This is a genomic window from Nocardia grenadensis NBRC 108939 (assembly GCF_001613445.1).
Lineage (GTDB): Bacteria > Actinomycetota > Actinomycetes > Mycobacteriales > Mycobacteriaceae > Nocardia > Nocardia grenadensis.
This window is the reverse complement of sequence record NZ_BDCJ01000005.1, coordinates 42,134-63,078: the sequence shown is the minus strand read 5'-3', so window position 1 is coordinate 63,078 and position 20,945 is coordinate 42,134. Positions and strand designations below refer to the sequence as shown.

The following is a 20,945-nucleotide window of genomic DNA, read 5'->3' as shown; positions in this document are numbered from 1 at the left end:
CAGGCCGCCGTCACCGTACCGGTGACGGCGGCTTCATCGGTGGTAAACCGTCCGGCATGCGAACCTTCGCGCACCTGCTAGCGTTGGTCCGGACTCCACGCCGCCGAGCTCTCTGCTCGAAAAACCCGAGCAGATGGGGGAACTGTGACTACTGACGAACACGATCCGACTTCCCAGCCCTGGCCCCCGAGTCAACCGGCGGAAATCGCCGGCCGCGGCGGCGACTCGGATGCCGTGCCGCCCGAGGATCCGGCGCGAAACGAGTCGGAGCCGCGCACCGACTCCGACGACCCCGCCGAGCGGGTGTCTTCCGAAGCGCCACCAGCGGCAACCGGTCCCGGGGAAGCCGATCCGGCCGCGGGAACCGATACTCCGGAGAAGTCCGCGGAAAATCTTCCGGGCGACCCGGAAGACCCCCGCACCACCGATTCCGAGCAACCGACACCGGGCGACGGTAGCGGCGAAGACGGTTTCCCGACGGCGAGCCCGGCCGAACCGGGCACCCCGCCGGGGCCGGACGGCGACGGGTTCGCACCACCGGCATCGACCGATGGCGGTGCTCGCTACGGGAACTCCCCGTTCGATCAATTCGCCCCGCCGGAACCGGGCGGGGCTTTCAGTGCACCTGCCCCGGAGCAGTTCCCGGGCCCGGGCAGCGCGCAGTTCCCGCAGCCGGATCCGAACGAGTTCCAGCCGGCGAACATCGGGCCCGGCACGGACGCCGCGCAGGCCGGCCCCGGTCAGTTCCAGGCCCCCAACACCGGATACAGCAGCGGCCAGTTCCCACAACCCGATGCCGGCCAGTTGCCGGCGGGCGCGGGCGGATTCACGGCCCCCGACGCGGGGCACGGCAGCGGCCAGTTCCCACAACCGGCCCCGGACCAGTTCCAGGCCCCCAACAGCGAATACGGCAGCGGCCAGTTCGCACAACCCGACGCCGGCCAATTCCAGACCGGTCCGGGGCAGAACCCGCCGGACTCCTTCGCGCCGCCCGGTCCACCGACCGGGCAGTATCCGCACCAGGATCCGAACGGGTATTCGGGACAGCCGAACAACGGGTATTCGGGACAGCCGAACTTGGAACAGCCACCGTACGCGCCCCCGCCCACCGGCGGCTACGCACCGCCGGCCGCTCCGCACCCAGGTCCCGCGCCGGCGCCGGAGAGCGAACAAGGCGGCCCGATCTACAGCTGGGCCCCGCCGCCGATACCGGCCGCGCCACCACCCGTACCGCAGCCGCAGTACCAGCCGCCACAGCCCCCGGCCGCGCACAATCCGCCGACCGGGCAGTTCCAGCCGCCCGCCTGGGGTGACCCCGGCCCGCCGCCGGCTCCGCAGCAGCCGCCCCAGCAGCAGTTCCAGCAGCCCGGCCAACCGGGTCAGCACGGTCGGCCCGGACAGCAGTTCCCGCAGCGCCAGATGCCGGAACCGGGTCAGCTCGGCAATTCGGTCAACGACCTGAATCTGCTGAAACGAGCTCGTAAGGCGCCGCGCGGCGGCTGGCGACGGGCGGTGCACAAGGTCTCGCGCGGGGCGATCAATCCGGGCGAGTCGGCCTCCGATGTCGTCCACCGGGATCTGGTGAGCCGGGTTAACGCACCGGTCTACGGTGATTTCCGGATCGCGATCCTGTCGCTCAAGGGCGGCGTCGGCAAGACCACCACGACCGTCGGCCTCGGCGCCACCTTCGCGTCCTTGCGAGGTGACCGGGTCATCGCGATCGACGCCAATCCCGACCTGGGTACCCTCGCCCACCGGGTACCGCGCCAGACCCGATCCACCGTGCGCAATCTGCTGGAAGACCAGAACATCACCCGCTACTCGGATGTGCGGGCGCACACCTCGCAGTCACCGAGCCGGCTGGAGGTGCTGGCCAGCGAGCAGGACCCGGCGGTATCGGAGGCGTTCAGCGAGGCCGACTACCGGCGCGCGATCGGGATCCTGCAGTCGTTCTACAACATCATCCTCACCGACTGCGGTACCGGACTGATGCATTCGGCGATGTCCGGGGTGCTCGATATGGCGAGTTCGCTGGTCCTGGTGACCTCCCCCGCCATCGACGGCGCCCGCAGCGCCTCGGCCACCCTGGACTGGCTGGACTACCACGGCTATTCACATCTGGTGCAGCAGACCGTGGTGGTGGTCAACGCGTCCCGGCGCGGGTCCACCTCGGTGAACCTGGACCATCTGCGCCGGCTGTTCCTGGACCGCACGCGGGCCGTCCAGGTCGTGCCCTTCGACGATCACCTCGCCGAGGGTGCCGAAATCGACCTGGAACTGGTGAGCAAACCGACCCGGCAGGCCCTGCTGGAACTCGCCGCGATGGTCGCCGACGATTTCGCCAATGTGGACGGTTATCCGTACGGCAACCGCTACTGATCGGTCCCGGGCGGCTGTTCGGCGGTGACCTGCCGGGCCGCCGCCGTGAACGAGTCCAGTACCGCGGCGATCGCGGGACGGTTCTCGGCGCGCGGCCTGGTGACCAGGTCGTAGAGACGAGCCGCCCGCACCCCGGACAATCGCAGCTGGGACAACCCGGGGTGGGTGACGGCGTAGCGGGGCATGAGCGCGACGCCGTATCCGGCACCGACCAGTGTTTCGATCATCCGGAAATCGTTCAGTCGCTGCACGATTCGCGGTTCCACACCGGTTATCGTGGCGATCGATCGGAGTACATCGTCGACCGGGAAGCCGCCGCGCACGCTCAGCCATGCCTCCGCGGCCAGTTCCTCGGCGGTGACCGCGTTCTTTCCGGCCAGTGGATGGTCTGGTGCGACCAGGACATCGATGGGTTCGCGCATGAGTACCCGGGAGCTCACCCGTGGCCCGGTCACCGGTGCCGCGCGTTCGTCGCGGTGGGTCAGGACGATGTCGTAGTCGGCGAGCAGACCGGGTGTCTCGTGTGGCGGCACGTCCTCGTCTCCGGCCACGATATCCACCCCGCTACCGGCCATCGCGGGCAGTACATGGGGCAGGAGCAGGGCACCGCCGGAAGGGAAGACCCCCACCCGGACCTGTCCGCGCGGGGACCCGCGATAGTGCGCCATCTCCGCGATGGCGCGCTCGAGTGCGGCGAGGACCTCGTCTGCCCGTACCACGAGGGCGTGCCCGGCGTCGGTGAGGCGGACCCGGCGACCACTCGGTTCGAGCAGGGTGACGCCCGCCTCCCTGGTCAGCACCTTCAGTTGTTGTGATACCGCCGACGGGGTCATGGACAGGGCGGCGGCGACCGCGCCGATCGTGCCCCGGTCGGCGAATTCGCGCAGGATGCGGAGCCGTTCCACCGACAGCGAGGCATGGGCACCGACCATTAAGCGATACTAAATCATCAATCCATTACAATTCGTTTGTGCTGACAGGTTGATACATCCCATGATTACTGGGTGACGTCCCGTGACCGCCTGATCGCCCTGACCGTCATACTCCTGTGGGGTCTCAACTTCCTCGGCATCCGCGTGGGACTCGACCATCTACCACCGTTCTTCTTCGCCGCGCTGCGGTTCGCGGTGATCGCGGTACCGGCGCTGCTGTTCATCCCGCGCCCCGCCGTCCGCACCCGCTGGCTCCTGCTGTACGGCACGGGCTTCGGAATGTTGCAGTTCGCGTTCCTGTTCACCGCGATGCGGCTGGGCATGCCCACCGGCCTGGCCTCACTGGTGCTGCAATCCGCGGCGCCGTTCACCGTGTTGCTCGGGGCGCTGCTGCTGGGCGAGCGGTTGCGGCCGGTGCAGATCGCCGGAATCGTTGTCGCGGTCGTGGGGATGGCGGTCATCGGCTGGAACCAGTTCGCGCACGCCGCGCTGCTGCCGGTGCTGCTCACACTGGCGGCCGGGTTCGGCTGGGCACTGGGTAATCTGGGCGCGCGTCAGGCCGGAGTGGAAGCGCCGGGCAGCAATCCGCTGCATCTCACGCTGTGGATCACCGCCGTGCCGGTGCTGCCCCTGTGCGCGGTCTCGGTGCTCTGGGAGGGCCCGACCACCGGCATCCGGGCACTGGCCGGCACATTCTCGGCCGACGGCTGGCCGGCGCTGGCCGGCCTGCTCTACATCGTGGTGCTCGGCACGATCGTCGGTTCCGGCCTGTGGACCTATCTGATGAGCCGGTATCCGGCCGGCAGTGTCGCGCCGCTGTCACTGCTGGTCCCGGTGGTCGGCTTCACCGCCGCCTGGATCTTCCTGGGCGAGACACCGGCGCCCGCGAGTCTGGCCGGCGGGGTGATCGTGATCGCCGGCGCGTTCGCGGCGACGGTCGGTGCCCGGAAGACGACTCCGCCGGCGCCCGCCGGCGAGATAGCCGACCTACCCGTGGATGCCGCCGCGGCGCGGCCGTTGGAACCCGCCGTCAGATGAGATGTCGCCCCATCGATCGCGCGGTCGGTGCACCGGCGCGGCCGGAACCCGTTTAGAGTTGGCGCGATCGAGACAGCTACCCCGGGTTAGGCAGCGGCAGACAACATGGCAGAACATCGGTGGCCCGCGTCGGGTGCCACGAAGGTTCCAGGTCGATCTGCCGGGGTGGGCGCGTACACCCGGCGAACCGTGCTCCGCGCCACCGCGGCCGCGGGCATCGGAGCGGCGGCCGTCACCGCACTACCCGGCACGGCCGCCCGCGCCCGGCCCACCGCGCGGGTGGCCGTACTCGGTGGCGGTGTCGCCGGGCTCACCGCGGCCCATGAGCTCGCCGAACGCGGCTTCGAGGTGACCGTGTACGAACGCCGGGCACTCGGCGGCAAGGCCCGCAGCATGCCGGTACCGGGCACCGGGACCGAGGGCCGGCCGGATCTGCCCGGCGAACACGGCTTCCGCTTCTTTCCTGGCTTCTACCAGCACATTCCCGATACCATGCGGCGGATCCCGTTCGAGGGGAACGCGAACGGGGTATGGGACAACCTGGTCGGCGTCCCGGACGCCCGGTTCGCCCGGGCCGACGCCGACGATATCCGCGCGCCGCTCGGTTTCGGCCGAGTGGACGCCGCGTCCCCCGAAGGGATGCGGGAAAGCCTCGCCTCGGTCATCTCCACAACACTGAAGATGCCGCCCGCCGAGGGCCTCTTCTTCGCGAACCGGCTGCTGGTCTTCAACACCAGTTGCGACGCGCGGCGCTTCGGCCAGTGGGAGCACACGTCCTGGTCGGATTTCGTGGGCGCGCACGCACGGTCCCACGAGTTCCGCGCGCTGGTCTCGCGCACTCTCACCAGCCTGCTGGTCGCGGCCAGGGACGAACTGGCCAGTGTGCGCACGATCGGGTCGATGGGCGAGCAGTTCCTGGGAAATCCGATGCAGATAGGCCACGACGGCGACCTCGACCGAGTGCTGAACGGTCCCACCAATGTCGCGTGGATCGACCCCTGGGTGGCCCGGCTGCGCGACCTGGGGGTCCGGTTCGAAGTCGGCGCCGAAGTGCGGGGACTGGAGATCCGGGGCCGGCGGATCACCGGCGCCCGGATCGTCTCCGGATCCGGGGCGGCCGAAACCGTGACAGCGGATCACTTCATTATGGCGCTCCCCGCGGAACGCGCCCGGGACCTGTGGAACGCCGACATCCTCTCCGCCTGGCCACAGCTGGCGTCGATGAGCCGGCTGTACACCGACTGGATGAGCGGTATCCAGTTCTACCTGCGGCACCGGCCCGAACTCGGCAGCGGGCACGCCGCCTATATCGACTCGCCCTGGTCGCTCACCTCCATCGCGCAGAACGCGCTGTGGTCGCGCAAACTGGACCGGTACGGCGACGGGACGGTACTCGATTGCCTGTCGGTGGACATCTCCGACTGGAACACACCCGGCATCCTGTTCGGCAAGACCGCCAAGGAATGCACCCACGAGGAGATCGCCAAGGAGACCTGGGCCCAGATCCTCGCGCACCTCAACGACCGCGACCAGGTGCTGGGCGACGCCGACCTGCACTCCTGGTTCCTCGACCCGGGAATCACCTGGCACGCCGAGCGCGGGGAGAACGCCAACGCCGACCCGTTGCTGATCAACACCGCGGGATCGTGGGAGCTGCGGCCCGAACCGCACGGCGGTGTCGAGAACCTCTATCTGGCAGGCGATTACGTACGCACGAACATCGACCTGGCCACCATGGAGGGCGCCAACGAATCCGCCCGGGCGGCGGTGAACGCGCTGCTGGAGGTCACCGGTTCGGACGCACCCCGCTGCACGACCTACACGCTCTGGCGAGCCCCGGAACTCGAGCCCCTGCGTCGCGCCGACGCCGACGCGTACGCGGCGGGGCGACCGAACGCTTTCGATATCCAGTTCTGAAGCCGCTGTCCGGTCGGGCACGGTCCGGCGACTGTTGCGTCCCGGTCCGACCGCGCCCGCCGAGCAGTCCGAATCGGCCTGGTCCCGGATGTTTCCCGGCAGGGCCACTCGGCGGCGACCGCGGTCGCGCGCCCGGCCGCCGAGCCGGGCGCCGGCGTGGACATGTCACTGTGGTGTGAACTCCCCGCGCCGCGCGAAGCCGGGCGCGCGGAGTCATTAGACTGCCCGGCGTGGCAGATATATCGGTGCGGGGGCGGCTGGCCCTCGGGGTGGCCGGCGCGGCGGCATGGGCCTCGCGCAAGGCGGGCCGTGGCAACGGGTCGATGATCGGCGGGCTGCTCGCGCTGAAGATCGACCCGCAGATCATGAAGCAGCTGGGCCGCGGGCGGCGCACCGTGCTGATCACCGGCACCAACGGCAAATCGACCACCACCCGGATGACCACCGCGGCGCTCAGCACACTGGGTGAGGTCGCCACCCAGGCCGACGGCGCCAATATGGACGCCGGGATCGTCTCGGCGCTCAATGTCCACCGGGACGCGCCGCTGGCGGCCATCGAAGTGGACGAACTGCATCTTCCGCATGTCACCGACGCCCTCAAACCAGAGGCGGTCGTCCTGCTGAACCTCAGCCGCGACCAGCTGGACCGGGTCGGCGAGATCAATATGATCGAACGGCGGCTGCGCTCGGGGCTGGCGCGGCACCCGGACACCGTCGTCATCGCCAACTGTGACGACGTACTGGTCACCTCCATCGCCTACGACCATCCGAATGTGGTGTGGGTCGCCGCCGGCAGCGGCTGGGCAATGGACGCCACCAGTTGTCCGCGCAGTGGGGAGCCGATCCTCTGGGATGGCACCCACTGGTACAGCACCGGCACCGATTTCGCTCGGCCCCAACCGGATTGGTGGCTCGACGGCGACAAACTCTGCGGGCCCGACGGTGTCCGGCTGCCGCTGCGGCTGGCGCTGCCCGGCCGGGCGAACCGTGGGAACGCGGCCCAGGCGGTGGCCGCGGCGGTGGCGGTGGGCGCCGGCACGGAACAGGCCTGCGCCGCCACCGGAACCGTGCGCGAGATCGCGGGCCGCTACCGCACCGTCCAGGTCGGCGAACACGCCGCCCGGCTGCTGCTGGCGAAGAACCCGGCCGGCTGGCAGGAAGCGCTGTCCATGATCGACCACAGCGCCTCGGGCCTGGTGATCGCGGTGAACGGCCAGGTACCCGACGGCGAGGACCTGTCCTGGCTGTGGGATGTGCGATTCGAGCATTTCGAGGACGTCCACGTCGTGGCCGCCGGGGAGCGCGCCACCGACCTCGCGGTGCGCCTCACCTACGCCGGAGTCACGCACACCACCGTCGCGGACCCCGTACGCGCCATCGCCTCCTGCCCGGCGGGCCCGGTCGAAGTTCTCGCCAACTACACCGCCTTCCGCGACCTCAACCGTGACCTCCAGGAGCGGAACCGATGAGTGATTCGACCGTACGCATCGGCCTGGTGCTGCCCGATGTGATGGGCACCTATGGGGACGGCGGCAACGCGCTGGTCCTGCGGCAGCGGCTGCGGCTGCGCGATATCGACGCCGAGATCGTGGAGATCACCCTGCCCGACCCGGTCCCGGACTCACTGGACATCTACACCCTCGGCGGCGCCGAGGACTCCGCCCAGCGCCTGGCCACCCGCCATCTGCTGCGGTACCCCGGCCTGCAGGACGCGGCCGGGCGCGGCACCCCGGTGCTGGCGATCTGCGCGGCGATCCAGGTCCTCGGCCGGTGGTACGAGACCTCGAGCGGCGAACGGGTGGAAGGCGTCGGTCTGCTGGACGCCACCACCTCCCCGCAGCAGACCCGCGCGATCGGCGAGGTGACGACGAACCCGCTGCTCGCCGACCTGTCCGCACCGCTCACCGGCTTCGAGAACCATCGCGGCGGCACCACCCTGGGCCCGGACGCCACCGGACTCGCCCGAGTGACCCGCGGTATCGGCAACGGTGTCGGCGACGGACTCGAAGGTGTGGTGCAGGGCTCGGTCCTGGGCACCTACATGCACGGCCCCGCCCTGGCCCGCAACCCCGAGCTCGCCGACTACCTGCTGTGCCGCGCTCTCGGCGTGGACGCCCTGCCCCCGCTGGACCTCCCCGAAGTCGACCAACTCCGTGCGGAACGCTTGCGCGCCTGAGTTCGCCCGGAGCCCGGGATCTCGTCCGGTCGGCCGCCTCCTCCGGCCGGGCAATAAACTCCTCTGGTGAGCTACGACCATATGCTGTTGCCGTCCGGTGTCGCCTCCACTCCCGCGGAAGTCGACGCGTATCTCACGTCCCAGCAGGGGCTGCCGGAGACGGCGGAGATCGCGGCCATGGCGGCGGAGCTCAATGCCCGCGACGCGGAACTGCCCGAGGAGGACGGTTTCCTGAGTGTCGCGCCGCTGGGCGGCGCGCCGACCGGGGCCGTGCTGCCGGTACCGAGCCCCTATGACGCGATCGGTTTCGTCCGGGATCTGCTGTTCCGGCTGGCGACCCCGCGTGACTACGCGATCTACGATCCGCAGCTGACCTGGTTGATCGACCCGGCCGGGCATATTCCGGTGACGGTGACCCACGGCGGGGCGGGAGAGTTCCCCTATCTGACCGAGGCGCTGGCCGCCCTGTGGGTGCGCGAACTCGGCGACCCGAACCCGTATCTGATCGTGGAACGCGCTCCCGAGGTCTATATCCAGACCTACCGGGAATCCGCCGACGACTACGCCCTCGAATACCGGGACGGCGGGCCCGACCGGCATTTCGCCACCCGTGTCTCCGGCCCGGATACGGTGGCCGGTCTCGTCTGGGACTGGGCGCGCGAGGACCGCGCCCGGCTCGACCGGCTCACCTGGGAACAGCTGACGTTGTGACCGCCGCGACCGGGGCCGCGGCGGTCCTCAGAGCGCCCGACGGCCGGAGAACGCCCGGCCCAGGGTCAGTTCGTCGGCGAACTCCAGGTCGCCGCCCATGGGCAGACCGGACGCGAGCCGGGTGACGGTGAGTCCAGGGAAATCACGCAGCATCCGCACCAGATAGGTCGCGGTCGCCTCACCCTCGGTATTCGGATCGGTGGCGATGATCACCTCGGTGACATCCACCCCGTCGTCCTGGCGGCCGATGCGGGTCAGCAGTTCCCGGATCCGCAACTGTTCGGGGCCCACCCCGCTCAGCGGGTCGAGCGCACCGCCCAGCACGTGGTAGCGGCCCCGGAACTCCCGGGTCCGTTCGATGGCCGGTACGTCCTTGGGTTCCTCGACCACGCAGATCATGCTGCGGTCGCGGCGCGAATCGGCGCAGATCCGGCACAGCTCGCCGTCGGCGACCGTGCCGCACTGCGCGCAGAAGCGCACACCGTCGCGGATCTTCTGCAGTACCGCCTGCAACCGGTCGAGTTCGGGCGGTTCCACCTGCAGCAGATGGAATGCGATCCGCTGCGCGCTCTTGGGACCGACACCGGGGAGTTTCCCCAGCTCGTCGATGAGATCCTGAACCGGACCCTCGTACACCGCGATCCCCCGGCGCGATCAGAAGCCGGGCAGGCCCGGCGCACCGCCGCCGGCCAGCGGTCCGAGTCGTTCGGCCGCCAACTGCTGGGCATTGGTCATGGCGTCGTTGACCGCACCGATCACCAGGTCCTGCAGGGTTTCCACATCCTCGGGGTCGACCGCCTTGGGGTCGATCGTCAGCGACTGCACCTCGCCGGTCGCCTTGATCGTCACCCGGACCAGACCGTTGCCGGCCTGGCCGTCCACTTCGGCCGCGGCGATCTCGGCCTGCGCGGCCATCACCTGCTCCTGCATCTGCTGGGCCTGTTGGAGCAATTGCTGCATATCGAACTGACCATCGGGCTGCACGGGATTCCTCTCTACGGACGGGTCACGATTCAGCCTAGACCGCCTCGGTCGCCGATTCCGCCGCCGCCCGATGCCGCCCTAAGATCGACTTCGCCGGTGCGATTGCGCCGCGCCGAGATCTTGATTGTTATTGGAGCAAACTGTGTCCAAGGGATATTTGCTGGGTGCGCTCATCATGGTATCCGGCGTGTTCCGCGCGGCGACCGCCGAAGCCGACCCCCATGAGGTGACCGACCACGGCAACGGCTGCGTCATCGATCCGGCCGCGCCGGCGGTCACCGTCGAATCCTTGCGTTCGCACTGCACCGCCCGGCAGCACGCCGAGATCTACCTGGCCGCCGAGGCCGGCGCGGTGCCGTCGGGGGTGAAGAACGGCTGGGTGACCTCCAGCTCGATCGCCCAGCCCATCGCGCCCACGTTCTGGCTGGGCAAAACCTTCGACACCGGGCCCGAGGGCGGCCGGTTGATCAACCGGGTCACCGGCGCCGATATCGGGGGCTGGCCGGCCGAGGTCTACCTGGCGCCGTCCCGGGAGGACGGTGAACCCACCTGGGTGCTCGATTACACACCCGCGATCACGCCGCAGGTCTACGACGAGATCCGGGAGGTCGTGCCCGGTGTGTGGCTCGGCTACTCCTGGTGGCGTGGCGAAACGCGGGCCCCGGTACTGCTGTCGTTCGTCCTCACCTGAGCCGGATTCGCCCGTGGACCGGCCGGAACCGCCGTACCGCCCCGCCCGGCCGACCAGGGGCACCGGCCCCGGACGATCACCGGCACGGATCGGAAATCCGCGGCCGGCGACCGTCCGGCCCGAGGGGGACCGTCAGGCGAGTTCGCGCTTCAGGTTCGCAAGCACCTCGGCCTGGATCTTGCGCAGGCCCAGCGGGGCGAAGATGCCCTCGAAGATGCCCTTGACACCGCCGGCGCCCTGCCAGGTGGTCTCCAGGGTGACCGTCGAACCCGATCCGGCCGGTGCGACCGTCCAGGTGTTGACGAGTGAGGAATTGGCGTCCTTCTCGGTGACGACATTATCGGCGACCGAGACCTGGGCACGGATATTGCGCACTCGTTTCTCGGTGGCCTGCAACGTCCATTCGGCGACGGTGCCGTCGCCCTGCCCGCCCTCGACCACCTTGTAGTCGCGGTAGTGCGCCGACAGGATCTTCGGGCGCACCTCCGTGTAATCGGTGACCGCTGCCAGCGTGCGCTGCGGGTCTGCGGCGACCTCGATCGAACTGCCGGCTTTGACCTGTCCCACGGTGAACTCCTTATCGGGATGTGTTCTGACAGTCCCAGTATCTCTGCCCCGCCGCCGGCAGGGCGGGGCAGAGGCTGTGTCTTTCGGCGCTGCCACGCGCGGAATCGAGCTTGTGGGCTGGTTCGCGAAGGTGGGGAAGGTGAACTTGCTCGCGCGCCAAAAATACCGACAATTCAGGAAGAGCAGTCAACCCAGGTAAACAGTTCTTCGAACACGGTGCAACGGATATGTGACATTTCGTCACCGACAATCCCCCCGCTGTGGCCGCTCGAGACCGAGTAGGGCTAGCGTCTAGACGTGGCAATGAGTCTGTTGGGGAAGGCCGGCCACGGTCCGGCCGCATATGAATCCGGGTTCGCCGCATATCGGGCAGGTGTCGATCGCCTGCTCGCGAGCTATCGTGCCATCCCGGACGACGCCGATGTGCGACTGGCCAAGAAGACCTCCAATCTCTTCCGCGCGCGGGCGAAGAACACGGCACCGGGGCTGGACGTCTCGGGCCTCACCCGGGTGATCGAGGTCGACCCGGTTACGAAAACCGCCGAGGTCGCGGGGATGACGACCTACGAAGAGCTGGTGGCCGCCACGCTGCCCTACGGCCTGGCGCCGCTGGTGGTACCGCAGCTCAAGACCATCACCCTGGGTGGTGCGGTAACCGGGCTCGGAATCGAATCCAGCTCCTTCCGCAACGGTCTGCCGCACGAATCGGTGCTGGAGATGGAGGTACTGACCGGGGCCGGCGAGATCGTCACGATCCGCCCGGACGGGGCCGACGCCGAACTCTTCCGCGGTTTCCCGAACTCTTACGGCACGCTCGGCTACACCACCCGCCTGAAGATCGAGCTGGAATCGGTGCTGCCCTACGTGGAATTGCGCCACCTGCGGTTCCACAATCTGCGAGAACTCGAATCGGTCCTGGAGCGGGTCGTACAGGAACGCAGCCATGACGGTGAACGAGTCGACTATCTGGACGGGGTCGTGTTCAGTGCCGGGGAGAGCTACCTGACGCTGGGCCGGCAGACCGATGAACCGGGCCCGGTCAGCGACTACACCGGAATGGACATCTACTACCGCTCCATCCAACACGACGGCCCGGCACCCAAGCGCGACCGGCTGACCATCCACGACTATCTCTGGCGCTGGGACACCGACTGGTTCTGGTGCTCGCGCGCCTTCGGGACGCAGAATCCGAAGATCCGCCGCTTCTGGCCGAAACGCTACCGGCGCAGCAGCTTCTACTGGAAGCTGGTCGCGCTGGACCACCGCTACAACATCGGCGACAAGTTGGCCGCGCGGAAAGGCGAACCGCCGCAGGAGCGTGTGGTGCAGGACATCGAGGTCCCGGTGGAGCGCACTGCGGATTTCGTGGAGTGGTTCCTGCGTGAGATTCCCATCGAACCCATCTGGTTGTGCCCGCTGCGGTTGCGCGATTCCAGCGCCCCGGACAGCGATCGCCCCTGGCCGCTGTACCCGCTGCGACCCGGTCGCACCTATGTGAATATCGGCTTCTGGTCGGCGGTTCCGAAATCGCCCGGCCGGTTGGATGGCGCGGCGAACCGTGCCATCGAGAAAACCGTCACCGAATTCGACGGACACAAATCCCTGTACTCGGACTCTTTTTACGAGCCCGAGGAATTTGCCGCTCTCTACGGCGGTGAAAGTTACAAAGCATTGAAGAAACGCTACGATCCCGGCCAGCGCCTGCTGGATCTGTACTCGAAGGCGGTGCAACGCAGATGACGACATTCAAGGATAGATCCGATGCTTTCGCGGACCTGGGCACCCGACTCAGTATCGCCGAGGTTGTCGAAACCTTGGTCGACGGCGATGTTCCCATCAAGCTGACCGCCTACGACGGCAGCACCACCGGACCGGTGGATTCCGAATTCGCACTCGATATCCGCAACCCGCGCGGGATCAACTATCTCGCCAACGCGCCTGGTGATCTCGGGCTGGCGCGCGCCTACATATCCGGCGATATGGATGCGGCCGGCGTGCATCCCGGCGACCCGTACGCCATCCTCGCCGCCATGACGGACCTCAAGTTCAAACGTCCGTCGGCATTGTCGCTGGTGGCGATCGCGCGGTCGCTGGGCTGGGAGCGGCTGCGTCCGGTCCCCCCACCCCCGCAGGAGACGCTGCCGCGCTGGCGCCGGATCGCCCTGGAGGGGCTGCGGCATTCCAAGGCCCGCGACGCGGAGGTCATCCACCACCACTACGACGTCTCGAACACCTTCTACGAGTATGTACTCGGTCCGTCGATGACCTACACCTGTGCGTGCTACGGCGAGCGGGACTGGACGCTGGAGCAGGCACAGGAGAACAAGTACCGGCTGGTCTTCGAAAAACTGCGGTTGAAGGAAGGCGATCGCCTGCTCGATATCGGCTGCGGGTGGGGCGGTATGGTCCGGTACGCCGCCAAACGCGGGGTCCGGGTCATCGGTGCCACGCTCTCCGCCGAACAGGCCGCCTGGGCCCAGCAGAAAATCGCCGAGGAGGGTCTCGGCGAGCTGGCCGAGGTGCGCCATTCCGATTACCGCGACGTCGCCGAAACCGGGTTCGACGCGGTGTCCTCGATCGGACTGACCGAGCACATCGGGGTCCAGAACTACCCGTACTACTTCGGGTTCATCAAGAGCAAGCTGCGCGAGGGTGGCCTGTTCCTCAACCACTGCATCACCCGGCCGGACAACACCCGCACCACCAAGGCGGGCGATTTCATCGACCGGTACGTGTTCCCCGATGGTGAGCTCATCGGCTCCGGACGCATCATCAGCGATATCCAGAACGTCGGCCTGGAAGTACTGCACGAGGAGAATCTGCGCGAGCACTACGCGCTGACCCTCGCCGAATGGTGCAAGAACCTGGTCACCAACTGGGACGCCTGTGTGGCCGAGGCCGGCGAGGGCACCGCCAAGGTATGGGGTCTGTACATGGCGGGCAGCCGGCTCGGTTTCGAACGCAATGTGGTGCAGTTGCACCAGGTGCTGGGCGTCGCACTCGGATCCTCCGGGCAGCCCGAGGTACCGCTGCGTCCCTGGTGGCAGCCGTAACCGGCTGCTCAGCTGAGCAGTTCGTCGAGGAAACGGATCGGGACACGGATCTCGCCGAGGGTGCGGACCGTGTCCGTTCCGTCCGGCGTGGTGACCGGCAGGTCGTCACGCACCACGCGCAGGATCTCGCGGACCGCGGGCCCGGCATCCAGTAGCGGCCGGGTCCAGCCGAGTTCGGCGCAGGTGGAGACCGCCGGTGCCAGCAGGGCGGCCGATTCGCCGACCCAGCCCGCGGTGGCCAGGCATTCGGCGAGCAGCAGCGACATATCGAGCTGAGCTCGGGGCCGCTGTTGTTCGCCGGTACGTCCGTAGAGGGCACGAGCATGGCGGGCCGCGCGCTCGTGATCCTGCCGGTCGTCGGAATCGAGCAGGGCGCGGATCACGGTGACCTCACCGGCTTCGATGTTCAGCACGGTGGGCGCACCGTCGGGATCGGAGCCACGGTCGCGCCCGGTCGATCGGGCCAGGACGCGCGCGGTGCTGTCCGCGGCCTCCGGCCGATCGCCTGGACCCGGCTGCACTATGCCCAGCCGGATCTGCTCGGCCCGGATATGCGCGGCCAGCCGGGACAGCTGGTCATCTGCGGCGATCCGCGCTCCTTCGGCCAAGCGCACCGCCGCCGCCGTGAGATCGCCGCGCAGCGCCTTCACCCGGGCGCCGGTCACCATGGTGGCGATCAGTGATTCGATCGGGCCGATCCGCGCGACCAGCTGATAGCTCTCATCGAACAGTTCCTCGGCGGCGTTCAGGTCACCGCGCCGGTATTCCAGTTCACCGAGGAGCCCGGCGACCGCTCGCACGCCGTGCGAACGTGGCCCGGACCGGGTCTGTGCCGTTTTGTAGGCCTGCCGGTAAGCGCTCAGCGCGGCCGGGATATCGAGTTGTTCGTAGGCGAGGAGCCCGCGGCCGCACCAGGCGAAGATCTCCCCGAGTGGTTCGCGGGACCGCTCCTGATACGGCCGCGCCCACTCGAGCATGTCCGCCGCCGCCGGATAGTCGAATTCACAGAGCCGGACATAGGCGCTGATATTCGCCGCGGTCGCCACCGTCCACGCCGGGAGCTCGTCGGGATGCTTCAGTGGTTCGGCGACCTGTTCGAGCACCCCGGTGGTGCGGTCGTGGGAGATCTCGTCGGAGGCGGCGAGCACCGCGGCCTGGCAACGTTGAGTGCGTACCTCGTTATCGTCCTCCGGGCCCCGGGACAGCACATTGGATAGCCGATTGAGGGCCGAGCGCGCCGCGGTGGACTGCTGCAGGTTCACATTCGCGCGGGCCACCGCCATCAGCAATTTCGACCGCGAAGCGACCTGCTGCACGGGCAGTTTCGAAACCGACCCGAGCAGCGTCGCCACCCGCGAACCGTCGATCAGGTCCATACCGCCGCTCTCCAACAGGTCGAGCGCGGTTTTGAAATCGGTTCCGGCCAGTGAATGATCCACCGCCCTGCGCAGCAGCTGGCGTTCGGCGAACCAGCGCGCGGCCCGCCGGTGCAGCGTCTTCACCCGGCCCGGCCGGGTCCGTTCCAGTCGCGCCCGCAGGTATTCGGCGAACAGTGGCTGCATCCGGTACCACTCGGGATCCTCATCGGTCCGGCGCACGAACAGTTCTCGCCGCTCGGCCTGCTCGAGCAGGCGCGGGGCCTCGTCGCTATCGGTGACAGCGGTGGCCAGGGACCCGTTCGCATGCTCGATCACCGCGAGATCGGACAGGAAGTCCAGCATCTCCGGTTCCAGGGTGTCCAGCACATTCTCGGCGAGGTACTCGCGGATGCCGTGACCGCCTTCGGACATACGGTTCAGCAGATCCCCGGGATCCGGGTTGTCGCGCAGGGCGAGGCTGATCAGCTGTATCGCGGCGGGCCAACCGTCGGTGGCGGCGTACACCCGGTCGAGCTGGCCGGCATCGAGCGGGAAACCGTTGCGCTGCACGAGGATCTCACCGACCTCGGCGCGCGTCAGGCGCAGTTGCTCGGAATCTATCTGCACCAGCTCATCGTTCATCCGCATCCGGCCGATCGGCAGGTCGGAAGGGTCCCGGCTGGTCACCACGAACCGCAGATGATGGCAGCCGCTGTCGAGTAGCGCCGACAACACCCGTAGGGCGCCCGGATCGGTGAGCCGGTGCCAGTCGTCGATGATCACGACCACCGGCTTCCCGCTGGTGTGCAGTTCGTCGATCAGGCTCGCTATCGCGAACGCGACGGTATCGGCGGGACGCTCCTCGAGCATCTGGCCCAGCCCGGTACCGATCTCGGGACGGATCCGGTTGACGGCCTCGATCAGGTGGGCCAGGAACCAGACCTCGTTGTCGTCCCGGCTGTCGATGCCTATCCAGGCGACCGGAAGATCGAGTCCGGCGAGTTCGTCGCGCCACTGCGCGGCCAGCACGCTCTTACCGAAACCGGCGGGTGCGTGGATCACAGTGAGCCGGCGGCCGACCCCCTCACGCAGGATGTCCAGCAAGCGCGGCCGACGCACCGGCTCCCGGGGTGGGGTGGGCGGGCGGAACTTGGTGGCCGGACTCGGCGGCAGAGTGGCCGGTGAATGTTCGAGTGCATGGCCGGAGGTGCCGAGACGGCCGGACGCGCTGCTGTGCGGGCCCGATCCGAGCCTGGGTTTGCGCGTGCCGGGGACACCGAACGGGCTCGCCTCGGCGGTATCGGCACCTTTGCGACCCGCGAGCGTCGGCGGCAGCAGCGGCCAACTACGCCGCGCGGTGACCGCCGGTGCCCGGTCGTGTGCGGGTGGCGCGGCATCGACCGCCGTGACGTCGGGGTCCAGCAGTGCCATCTCATCGGGGACTTGGTCGTGGGCAACCTGTACCGCACGCAGCATCTCCCCGAACTCGTAGGCCGAGGCCGGCCGTTCCTCCGGTTCCTGGGCCATGGCCTGTTCGATCACCGCGGCCACATCTGCGGGAATGTCGCGCTCCCGCAGATCCGGTACCGGTTGAGTTGTGATGCGCAGGAATTGCGCGACCACGCGCTCCCCCGCCTGCCTCTCGAACGCGGCATGGCCGGTGAGCAGGGCGAAAAGGGTCGCGCCGAGCCCATACACATCCGAGCGGACGGTGGGGTCGGCGCCCTTGAGGACTTCGGGAGCCGTGAAGGCGGGCGAACCGGTGATCTGGCTGCTGGACGTGCGGAAACCTCCGGGCATCCGGGCGATCCCGAAATCGGTGAGCTGTGGCTCACCGTAGGAGCTGAGCAGCACATTGGCCGGCTTCACATCCCGGTGCAGGATCCGCGTCCGATGCGCGCTCTCGATGGCGCCGGCCAGTTTCACCCCGACTCGCAGGGTATCGGCCCAGCTCAGCGGGCCCGTCTCGTGGATGAGCCGTTCCAGCGACCCGTGCGTGGCGAACGGCATCACAATGAACGGCAGTCCGCTGGCGATTACATCGACCTGCAGGATGTCGACGATATTCGGATGCCCGGACAGCCGGCCCATGGCGTGTTCCTCACGCAGGAACCGCTCCCGGCTCTCGGGGTCGAGGTCGGAGGAGAGCACCTTCACAGCGACCACGCGGTCCAGGGCACGCTGTACACACCGGTACACGATCCCGAACCCGCCCCGGCCGATCTCGTGGGCCTCGGCGAACCCCAGGGCCGCCAGTTCCTCGGCGATCCGTTCCGCTTCCTGCGGGTCGGCTTCCATGGGAGCGGCGACCCCCATGGTGGGCTCGGGCGTCACACTCCGCGCGGCGCCGCCGTCCGCCGATTCCGCGCCGGATTCGGCGGATTCGACATCCCGCGGCACAGCGCGATTCTCAGGGACGGCCGGATCCTCCGGGCCGGCGACGTCGGAAGCGAGGTAGGCGTTATCCGATTCGCGGCCCCCGGGGCCCGAACGCGTTCGTGGAGTCATCTCACCACCTCGCACTCGTAACGAATCGGCTGCGGTGGCGAATCCGCCGCGACAACCGTTCCGGTCCTCACTTCCAACGTAGCGCGCCCGATACCCCGATGGGCGGTTCACCCGGCTCGCGTGTCCTGTTCCGGGCTTCCGCGGTGCCCGGCCCCGGCCGCCGACCGGGACCGGCGCGGCCCCGCGAACAGCAGCAGCACGGACCGAACCGCCGTAGCCACCTGGGCCGGAGGGGCGCAATTATCCCCAGGCATCCACAGTATTCCGATGCGCGGCCTTGGCGCGGACAGCCGGTCCGGGCCCACATTCCGGATCTGTTCCGATGCGGTAACGCGGGCGCGGCCCGGGTCACCGCGCCCCGGAAACAACACAACCCGTCGCACCTCACGGTGCGACGGGTTGTGCCGAACGGTCTGGCGCGACCGGCCGCCCGGGCCGGCCGCCCCGGGACCTACTTGCGCAGCGACGCGGGAACCTCGAAGCGCTTGCCGTACTTCTTCGCCAGCTCGTCTGCCCGGGCCACGAAGGCGACCTGTCCGCCGGGGTAGCCGACGATGAACTGGTGGACACCACCGGTCCAGGCCGGGAATCCGATACCGAAGATAGAGCCGATATTGGCGTCCGCGGTGGACTCCAGAACACCTTCGTCGAAACACTTCTGGGTTTCGATGGCCTCGGCGAAGAGCATGCGGTCGATCAGGTCCTGCAGCGGCACGTCGAAACCGGCGGTGGTCTTGAAGTGCTCACGCAGCTGCGGCCAGATGTTGAGCCGCTTGCCGTTCTCGTCGTACTCGTAGAAGCCGGCCTTCTCCAGGCGACCTGGGCGACCCTGCTCGACCATGTAGTCGATCACGTCGAGGGCGGGGTGCCGTTCGGTGCCCATGGCCGCGTCACCGGCGGCGAGGGCGTCGGCGGTCTCCTTGGCGATCTTCTGCATGAGCTTCATGTTCAGCTCGTCGGTCAGCTGCAGCGGCGGCGCCGGGTAGCCCGCCTGCGAACCGGCCTGCTCGATGGTCGCGGGCTCGATACCCTCGCCCAGCATGGCGATCGCCTCGTTGACGAAGGTGCCGATCACGCGGGAGGTGAAGAAGCCGCGGCTGTCGTTGACCACGATCGGGGTCTTCTTGATGGCGAGGGTGTAGTCGAACACCCGGGCCAGGGCCTCGTCGGAGGTCCGCTCGCCCTTGATGATCTCCACCAGCGGCATCTTGTCGACCGGCGAGAAGAAGTGGATGCCGATGAAGTCTTCCTGGCGCTTCACGCCCTCGGCCAGGCCGGTGATCGGCAGGGTCGAGGTGTTGGAACCGAGCAGCGCGTCGGGGGTGACGATGTCCTCGATCTCCTGGAACACCTTGTGCTTGAGTTCGGTGCTCTCGAAGACCGCTTCGATCACGAAGTCGACGCCGGCGAAGTCGGCCGCATCGGCGGTCGGCTTGATCCGGTCGAGCAGCGCCTTGGACTTCTCCTCGGTGGTCTTGCCCCGGGACAGCGCCTTGGCCTCGATCTTCTCCGAGTAGCCCTTGCCGCGCTCGGCCGCCTCGACGCTGACGTCCTTGAGCACGACCTCGTAGCCGGCCTTGGCCGACACGTAGGCGATACCGGCGCCCATCATGCCCGCGCCGAGCACGCCGACCTTCTTGATCTCCTTCTTCGGCACATCCTTGGGACGCGAACCACCGTTGTTGATGGTCTGCAGGTCGAAGAAGAACGCCTGGATCATGTTCTTGGCGACCGGCCCGGTGAGCAGGTGCACGAAGTAACGCGATTCGATCAGCGACGCATTGTCGATATCGACCTGCGAGCCCTCGACCGCCGCGGCCATGATGGCGCGTGGAGCCGGCATATTGGCGCCCTTGAGCTGCTTGCGCAGGTTGGCCGGGAAGGCCGGCAGGGTCGCGGCGAAGGACGGGCTGGCGGGGGTGCCGCCGGGGATCTTGAAGCCCTTCTTGTCCCACGGCTGGACGCCGCCCTCGGGGTTGGCCTTGATCCACGCCTTGGCGGCGGGTACCAGTTCCTCGATCGAACCGACCAGCTCGTCGACCAGGCCGATCTCCTTGGCCTTGGCCGGCTTGTTGCGCTGGCCCTGCAGCAGCACGCCCATGAGCGCGTTCTGCAGGCCGAGCATGCGCACGGTGCGGATGATGCCGCCACCGGCGGGCAGCAGGCCCAGGGTGGCCTCGGGCAGGCCGATCTGGGAGCCGCGGACATCGGCCGCGATCCGGTGGTGGGTCGCGAGCGCGATCTCCAGGCCGCCGCCGAGCGCGGCGCCGTTGATGGCGGCCACGACCGGCTTGCCGAGGGTCTCCAGGCGGCGCAGCGCCGATTTGATCTCGGTCAGTTCGGCCATCAGCTCGGGCCCGTTGTCCGGGCCGACCTGCATCATGTTCTTCAGGTCACCGCCGGCGAAGAAGGTCTTCTTCGCCGAGGTCAGCACGACACCGGTGATGTCGTCCTTCTCGGCCTCGAGCCGGTCGACCGTCGCGGTCATCGACTTCTTGTAGAGGTCGTTCATGGTGTTGGCGCCCTGGTTCGGGTCGTCCATCGTCAGCACGACGATGCCGTCCGAATCCTTCTCCCAACCGATCATGTTGGCTTCGCTCACGGTTTTCTGTCTCCTCGTGAAGATAAAGG

General features: G+C 68.4%; 15 protein-coding genes. 9 read left to right on the top strand and 6 right to left on the bottom strand.

Annotated elements, in window-relative coordinates:
- The first annotated feature begins 144 nt into the window (after positions 1–144).
- Positions 145–2,379: a nucleotide-binding protein gene (locus NGR01S_RS06270; RefSeq protein WP_373861392.1), complete on the top strand. Its 2,235-nt coding sequence runs from the start codon at positions 145–147 to the stop codon at positions 2,377–2,379.
- On the opposite strand, the gene NGR01S_RS06265 is transcribed toward NGR01S_RS06270, so the two are convergent.
- Positions 2,373–3,290: a LysR family transcriptional regulator gene (locus tag NGR01S_RS06265; protein ID WP_063035324.1), complete on the bottom strand. Its 918-nt coding sequence runs from the start codon at positions 3,288–3,290 to the stop codon at positions 2,373–2,375. The two genes, NGR01S_RS06270 and NGR01S_RS06265, sit on opposite strands and share 7 nt — an antisense overlap.
- 93 nt (positions 3,291–3,383) lie before the next feature.
- On the opposite strand from NGR01S_RS06265, the gene NGR01S_RS06260 reads away from it, so the two are divergent.
- The 5 genes from NGR01S_RS06260 (at position 3,384) to NGR01S_RS06240 (ending at position 9,153) form a co-directional block, all read left to right on the top strand.
- On the top strand, positions 3,384–4,349 hold the full coding sequence (locus tag NGR01S_RS06260) for an EamA family transporter (RefSeq protein ID WP_063035236.1): 966 nt from the start codon (positions 3,384–3,386) through the stop codon (positions 4,347–4,349).
- A gap of 165 nt (positions 4,350–4,514) precedes the next feature.
- On the top strand, positions 4,515–6,266 hold the full coding sequence (locus NGR01S_RS06255; RefSeq protein WP_245664460.1) for a hydroxysqualene dehydroxylase: 1,752 nt from the start codon (positions 4,515–4,517) through the stop codon (positions 6,264–6,266).
- A 230-nt stretch (positions 6,267–6,496) separates the two neighbouring features.
- On the top strand, positions 6,497–7,735 hold the full coding sequence (locus NGR01S_RS06250; RefSeq protein ID WP_084480431.1) for a Mur ligase family protein: 1,239 nt from the start codon (positions 6,497–6,499) through the stop codon (positions 7,733–7,735).
- Positions 7,732–8,442 (top strand): type 1 glutamine amidotransferase, encoded by a 711-nt coding sequence (locus NGR01S_RS06245; RefSeq protein WP_063035234.1) that lies wholly within the window; start codon positions 7,732–7,734, stop codon positions 8,440–8,442. The genes NGR01S_RS06250 and NGR01S_RS06245 overlap by 4 nt, the downstream gene beginning before the upstream one ends.
- Positions 8,443–8,508: 66 nt before the next feature.
- Positions 8,509–9,153 carry a hypothetical protein gene (locus tag NGR01S_RS06240; RefSeq protein WP_063035233.1) on the top strand — a complete coding sequence of 215 codons (645 nt, stop codon included), beginning with the start codon at positions 8,509–8,511 and terminating at the stop codon, positions 9,151–9,153.
- Positions 9,154–9,180: 27 nt separating this feature from the next.
- Here the strand turns inward: NGR01S_RS06240 and recR are convergent, their stop codons facing one another.
- Together recR and NGR01S_RS06230 are read right to left on the bottom strand one after the other, a co-directional pair.
- The gene (gene recR / locus NGR01S_RS06235; RefSeq protein WP_063035232.1) at positions 9,181–9,789 is read right to left on the bottom strand and encodes a recombination mediator RecR; all 609 of its coding nucleotides are present in this window, start codon (positions 9,787–9,789) and stop codon (positions 9,181–9,183) included.
- Between the two features lie 18 nt (positions 9,790–9,807).
- A complete protein-coding gene (locus tag NGR01S_RS06230) occupies positions 9,808–10,137 on the bottom strand; it encodes a YbaB/EbfC family nucleoid-associated protein (RefSeq protein ID WP_063035231.1) in 330 nt (109 codons plus the stop codon).
- Between the two features lie 142 nt (positions 10,138–10,279).
- Between NGR01S_RS06230 and NGR01S_RS06225 the strand changes: the two genes are divergently transcribed.
- Positions 10,280–10,828 carry a hypothetical protein gene (locus NGR01S_RS06225; protein WP_245664459.1) on the top strand — a complete coding sequence of 183 codons (549 nt, stop codon included), beginning with the start codon at positions 10,280–10,282 and terminating at the stop codon, positions 10,826–10,828.
- A gap of 132 nt (positions 10,829–10,960) precedes the next feature.
- Here NGR01S_RS06225 and NGR01S_RS06220 read toward each other — a convergent pair whose 3' ends face one another.
- Positions 10,961–11,395 (bottom strand): SRPBCC family protein, encoded by a 435-nt coding sequence (locus tag NGR01S_RS06220; RefSeq protein ID WP_063035230.1) that lies wholly within the window; start codon positions 11,393–11,395, stop codon positions 10,961–10,963.
- A gap of 303 nt (positions 11,396–11,698) precedes the next feature.
- On the opposite strand from NGR01S_RS06220, the gene NGR01S_RS06215 reads away from it, so the two are divergent.
- Positions 11,699–13,135: an FAD-binding oxidoreductase gene (locus NGR01S_RS06215; protein WP_063035229.1), complete on the top strand. Its 1,437-nt coding sequence runs from the start codon at positions 11,699–11,701 to the stop codon at positions 13,133–13,135.
- The gene (locus tag NGR01S_RS06210; RefSeq protein WP_063035228.1) at positions 13,132–14,448 is read left to right on the top strand and encodes a class I SAM-dependent methyltransferase; all 1,317 of its coding nucleotides are present in this window, start codon (positions 13,132–13,134) and stop codon (positions 14,446–14,448) included. Before NGR01S_RS06215 ends, NGR01S_RS06210 begins: the two co-directional genes overlap by 4 nt.
- 8 nt (positions 14,449–14,456) lie before the next feature.
- On the opposite strand, the gene NGR01S_RS06205 is transcribed toward NGR01S_RS06210, so the two are convergent.
- Together NGR01S_RS06205 and NGR01S_RS06200 are read right to left on the bottom strand one after the other, a co-directional pair.
- Positions 14,457–18,122 (bottom strand): protein kinase domain-containing protein, encoded by a 3,666-nt coding sequence (locus tag NGR01S_RS06205; protein ID WP_245664466.1) that lies wholly within the window; start codon positions 18,120–18,122, stop codon positions 14,457–14,459.
- Positions 18,123–18,765: 643 nt separating this feature from the next.
- Complete coding sequence (locus NGR01S_RS06200; RefSeq protein WP_063035227.1) at positions 18,766–20,916, bottom strand: 3-hydroxyacyl-CoA dehydrogenase NAD-binding domain-containing protein; 2,151 nt, start codon at positions 20,914–20,916, stop codon at positions 18,766–18,768.
- Positions 20,917–20,945: the final 29 nt, after the last annotated feature.

Coding starts and splice junctions, on each gene's coding strand:
- NGR01S_RS06245 (WP_063035234.1), top strand. CDS start 7,732: ATGAGTGATTCGACCGTACGCATCGGCCTGGTGCTGCCCGATGTGATG.
- NGR01S_RS06215 (WP_063035229.1), top strand. CDS start 11,699: ATGAGTCTGTTGGGGAAGGCCGGCCACGGTCCGGCCGCATATGAATCC.
- NGR01S_RS06210 (WP_063035228.1), top strand. CDS start 13,132: ATGACGACATTCAAGGATAGATCCGATGCTTTCGCGGACCTGGGCACC.
- NGR01S_RS06205 (WP_245664466.1), bottom strand. CDS start 18,122: ATGGGGGTCGCCGCTCCCATGGAAGCCGACCCGCAGGAAGCGGAACGG.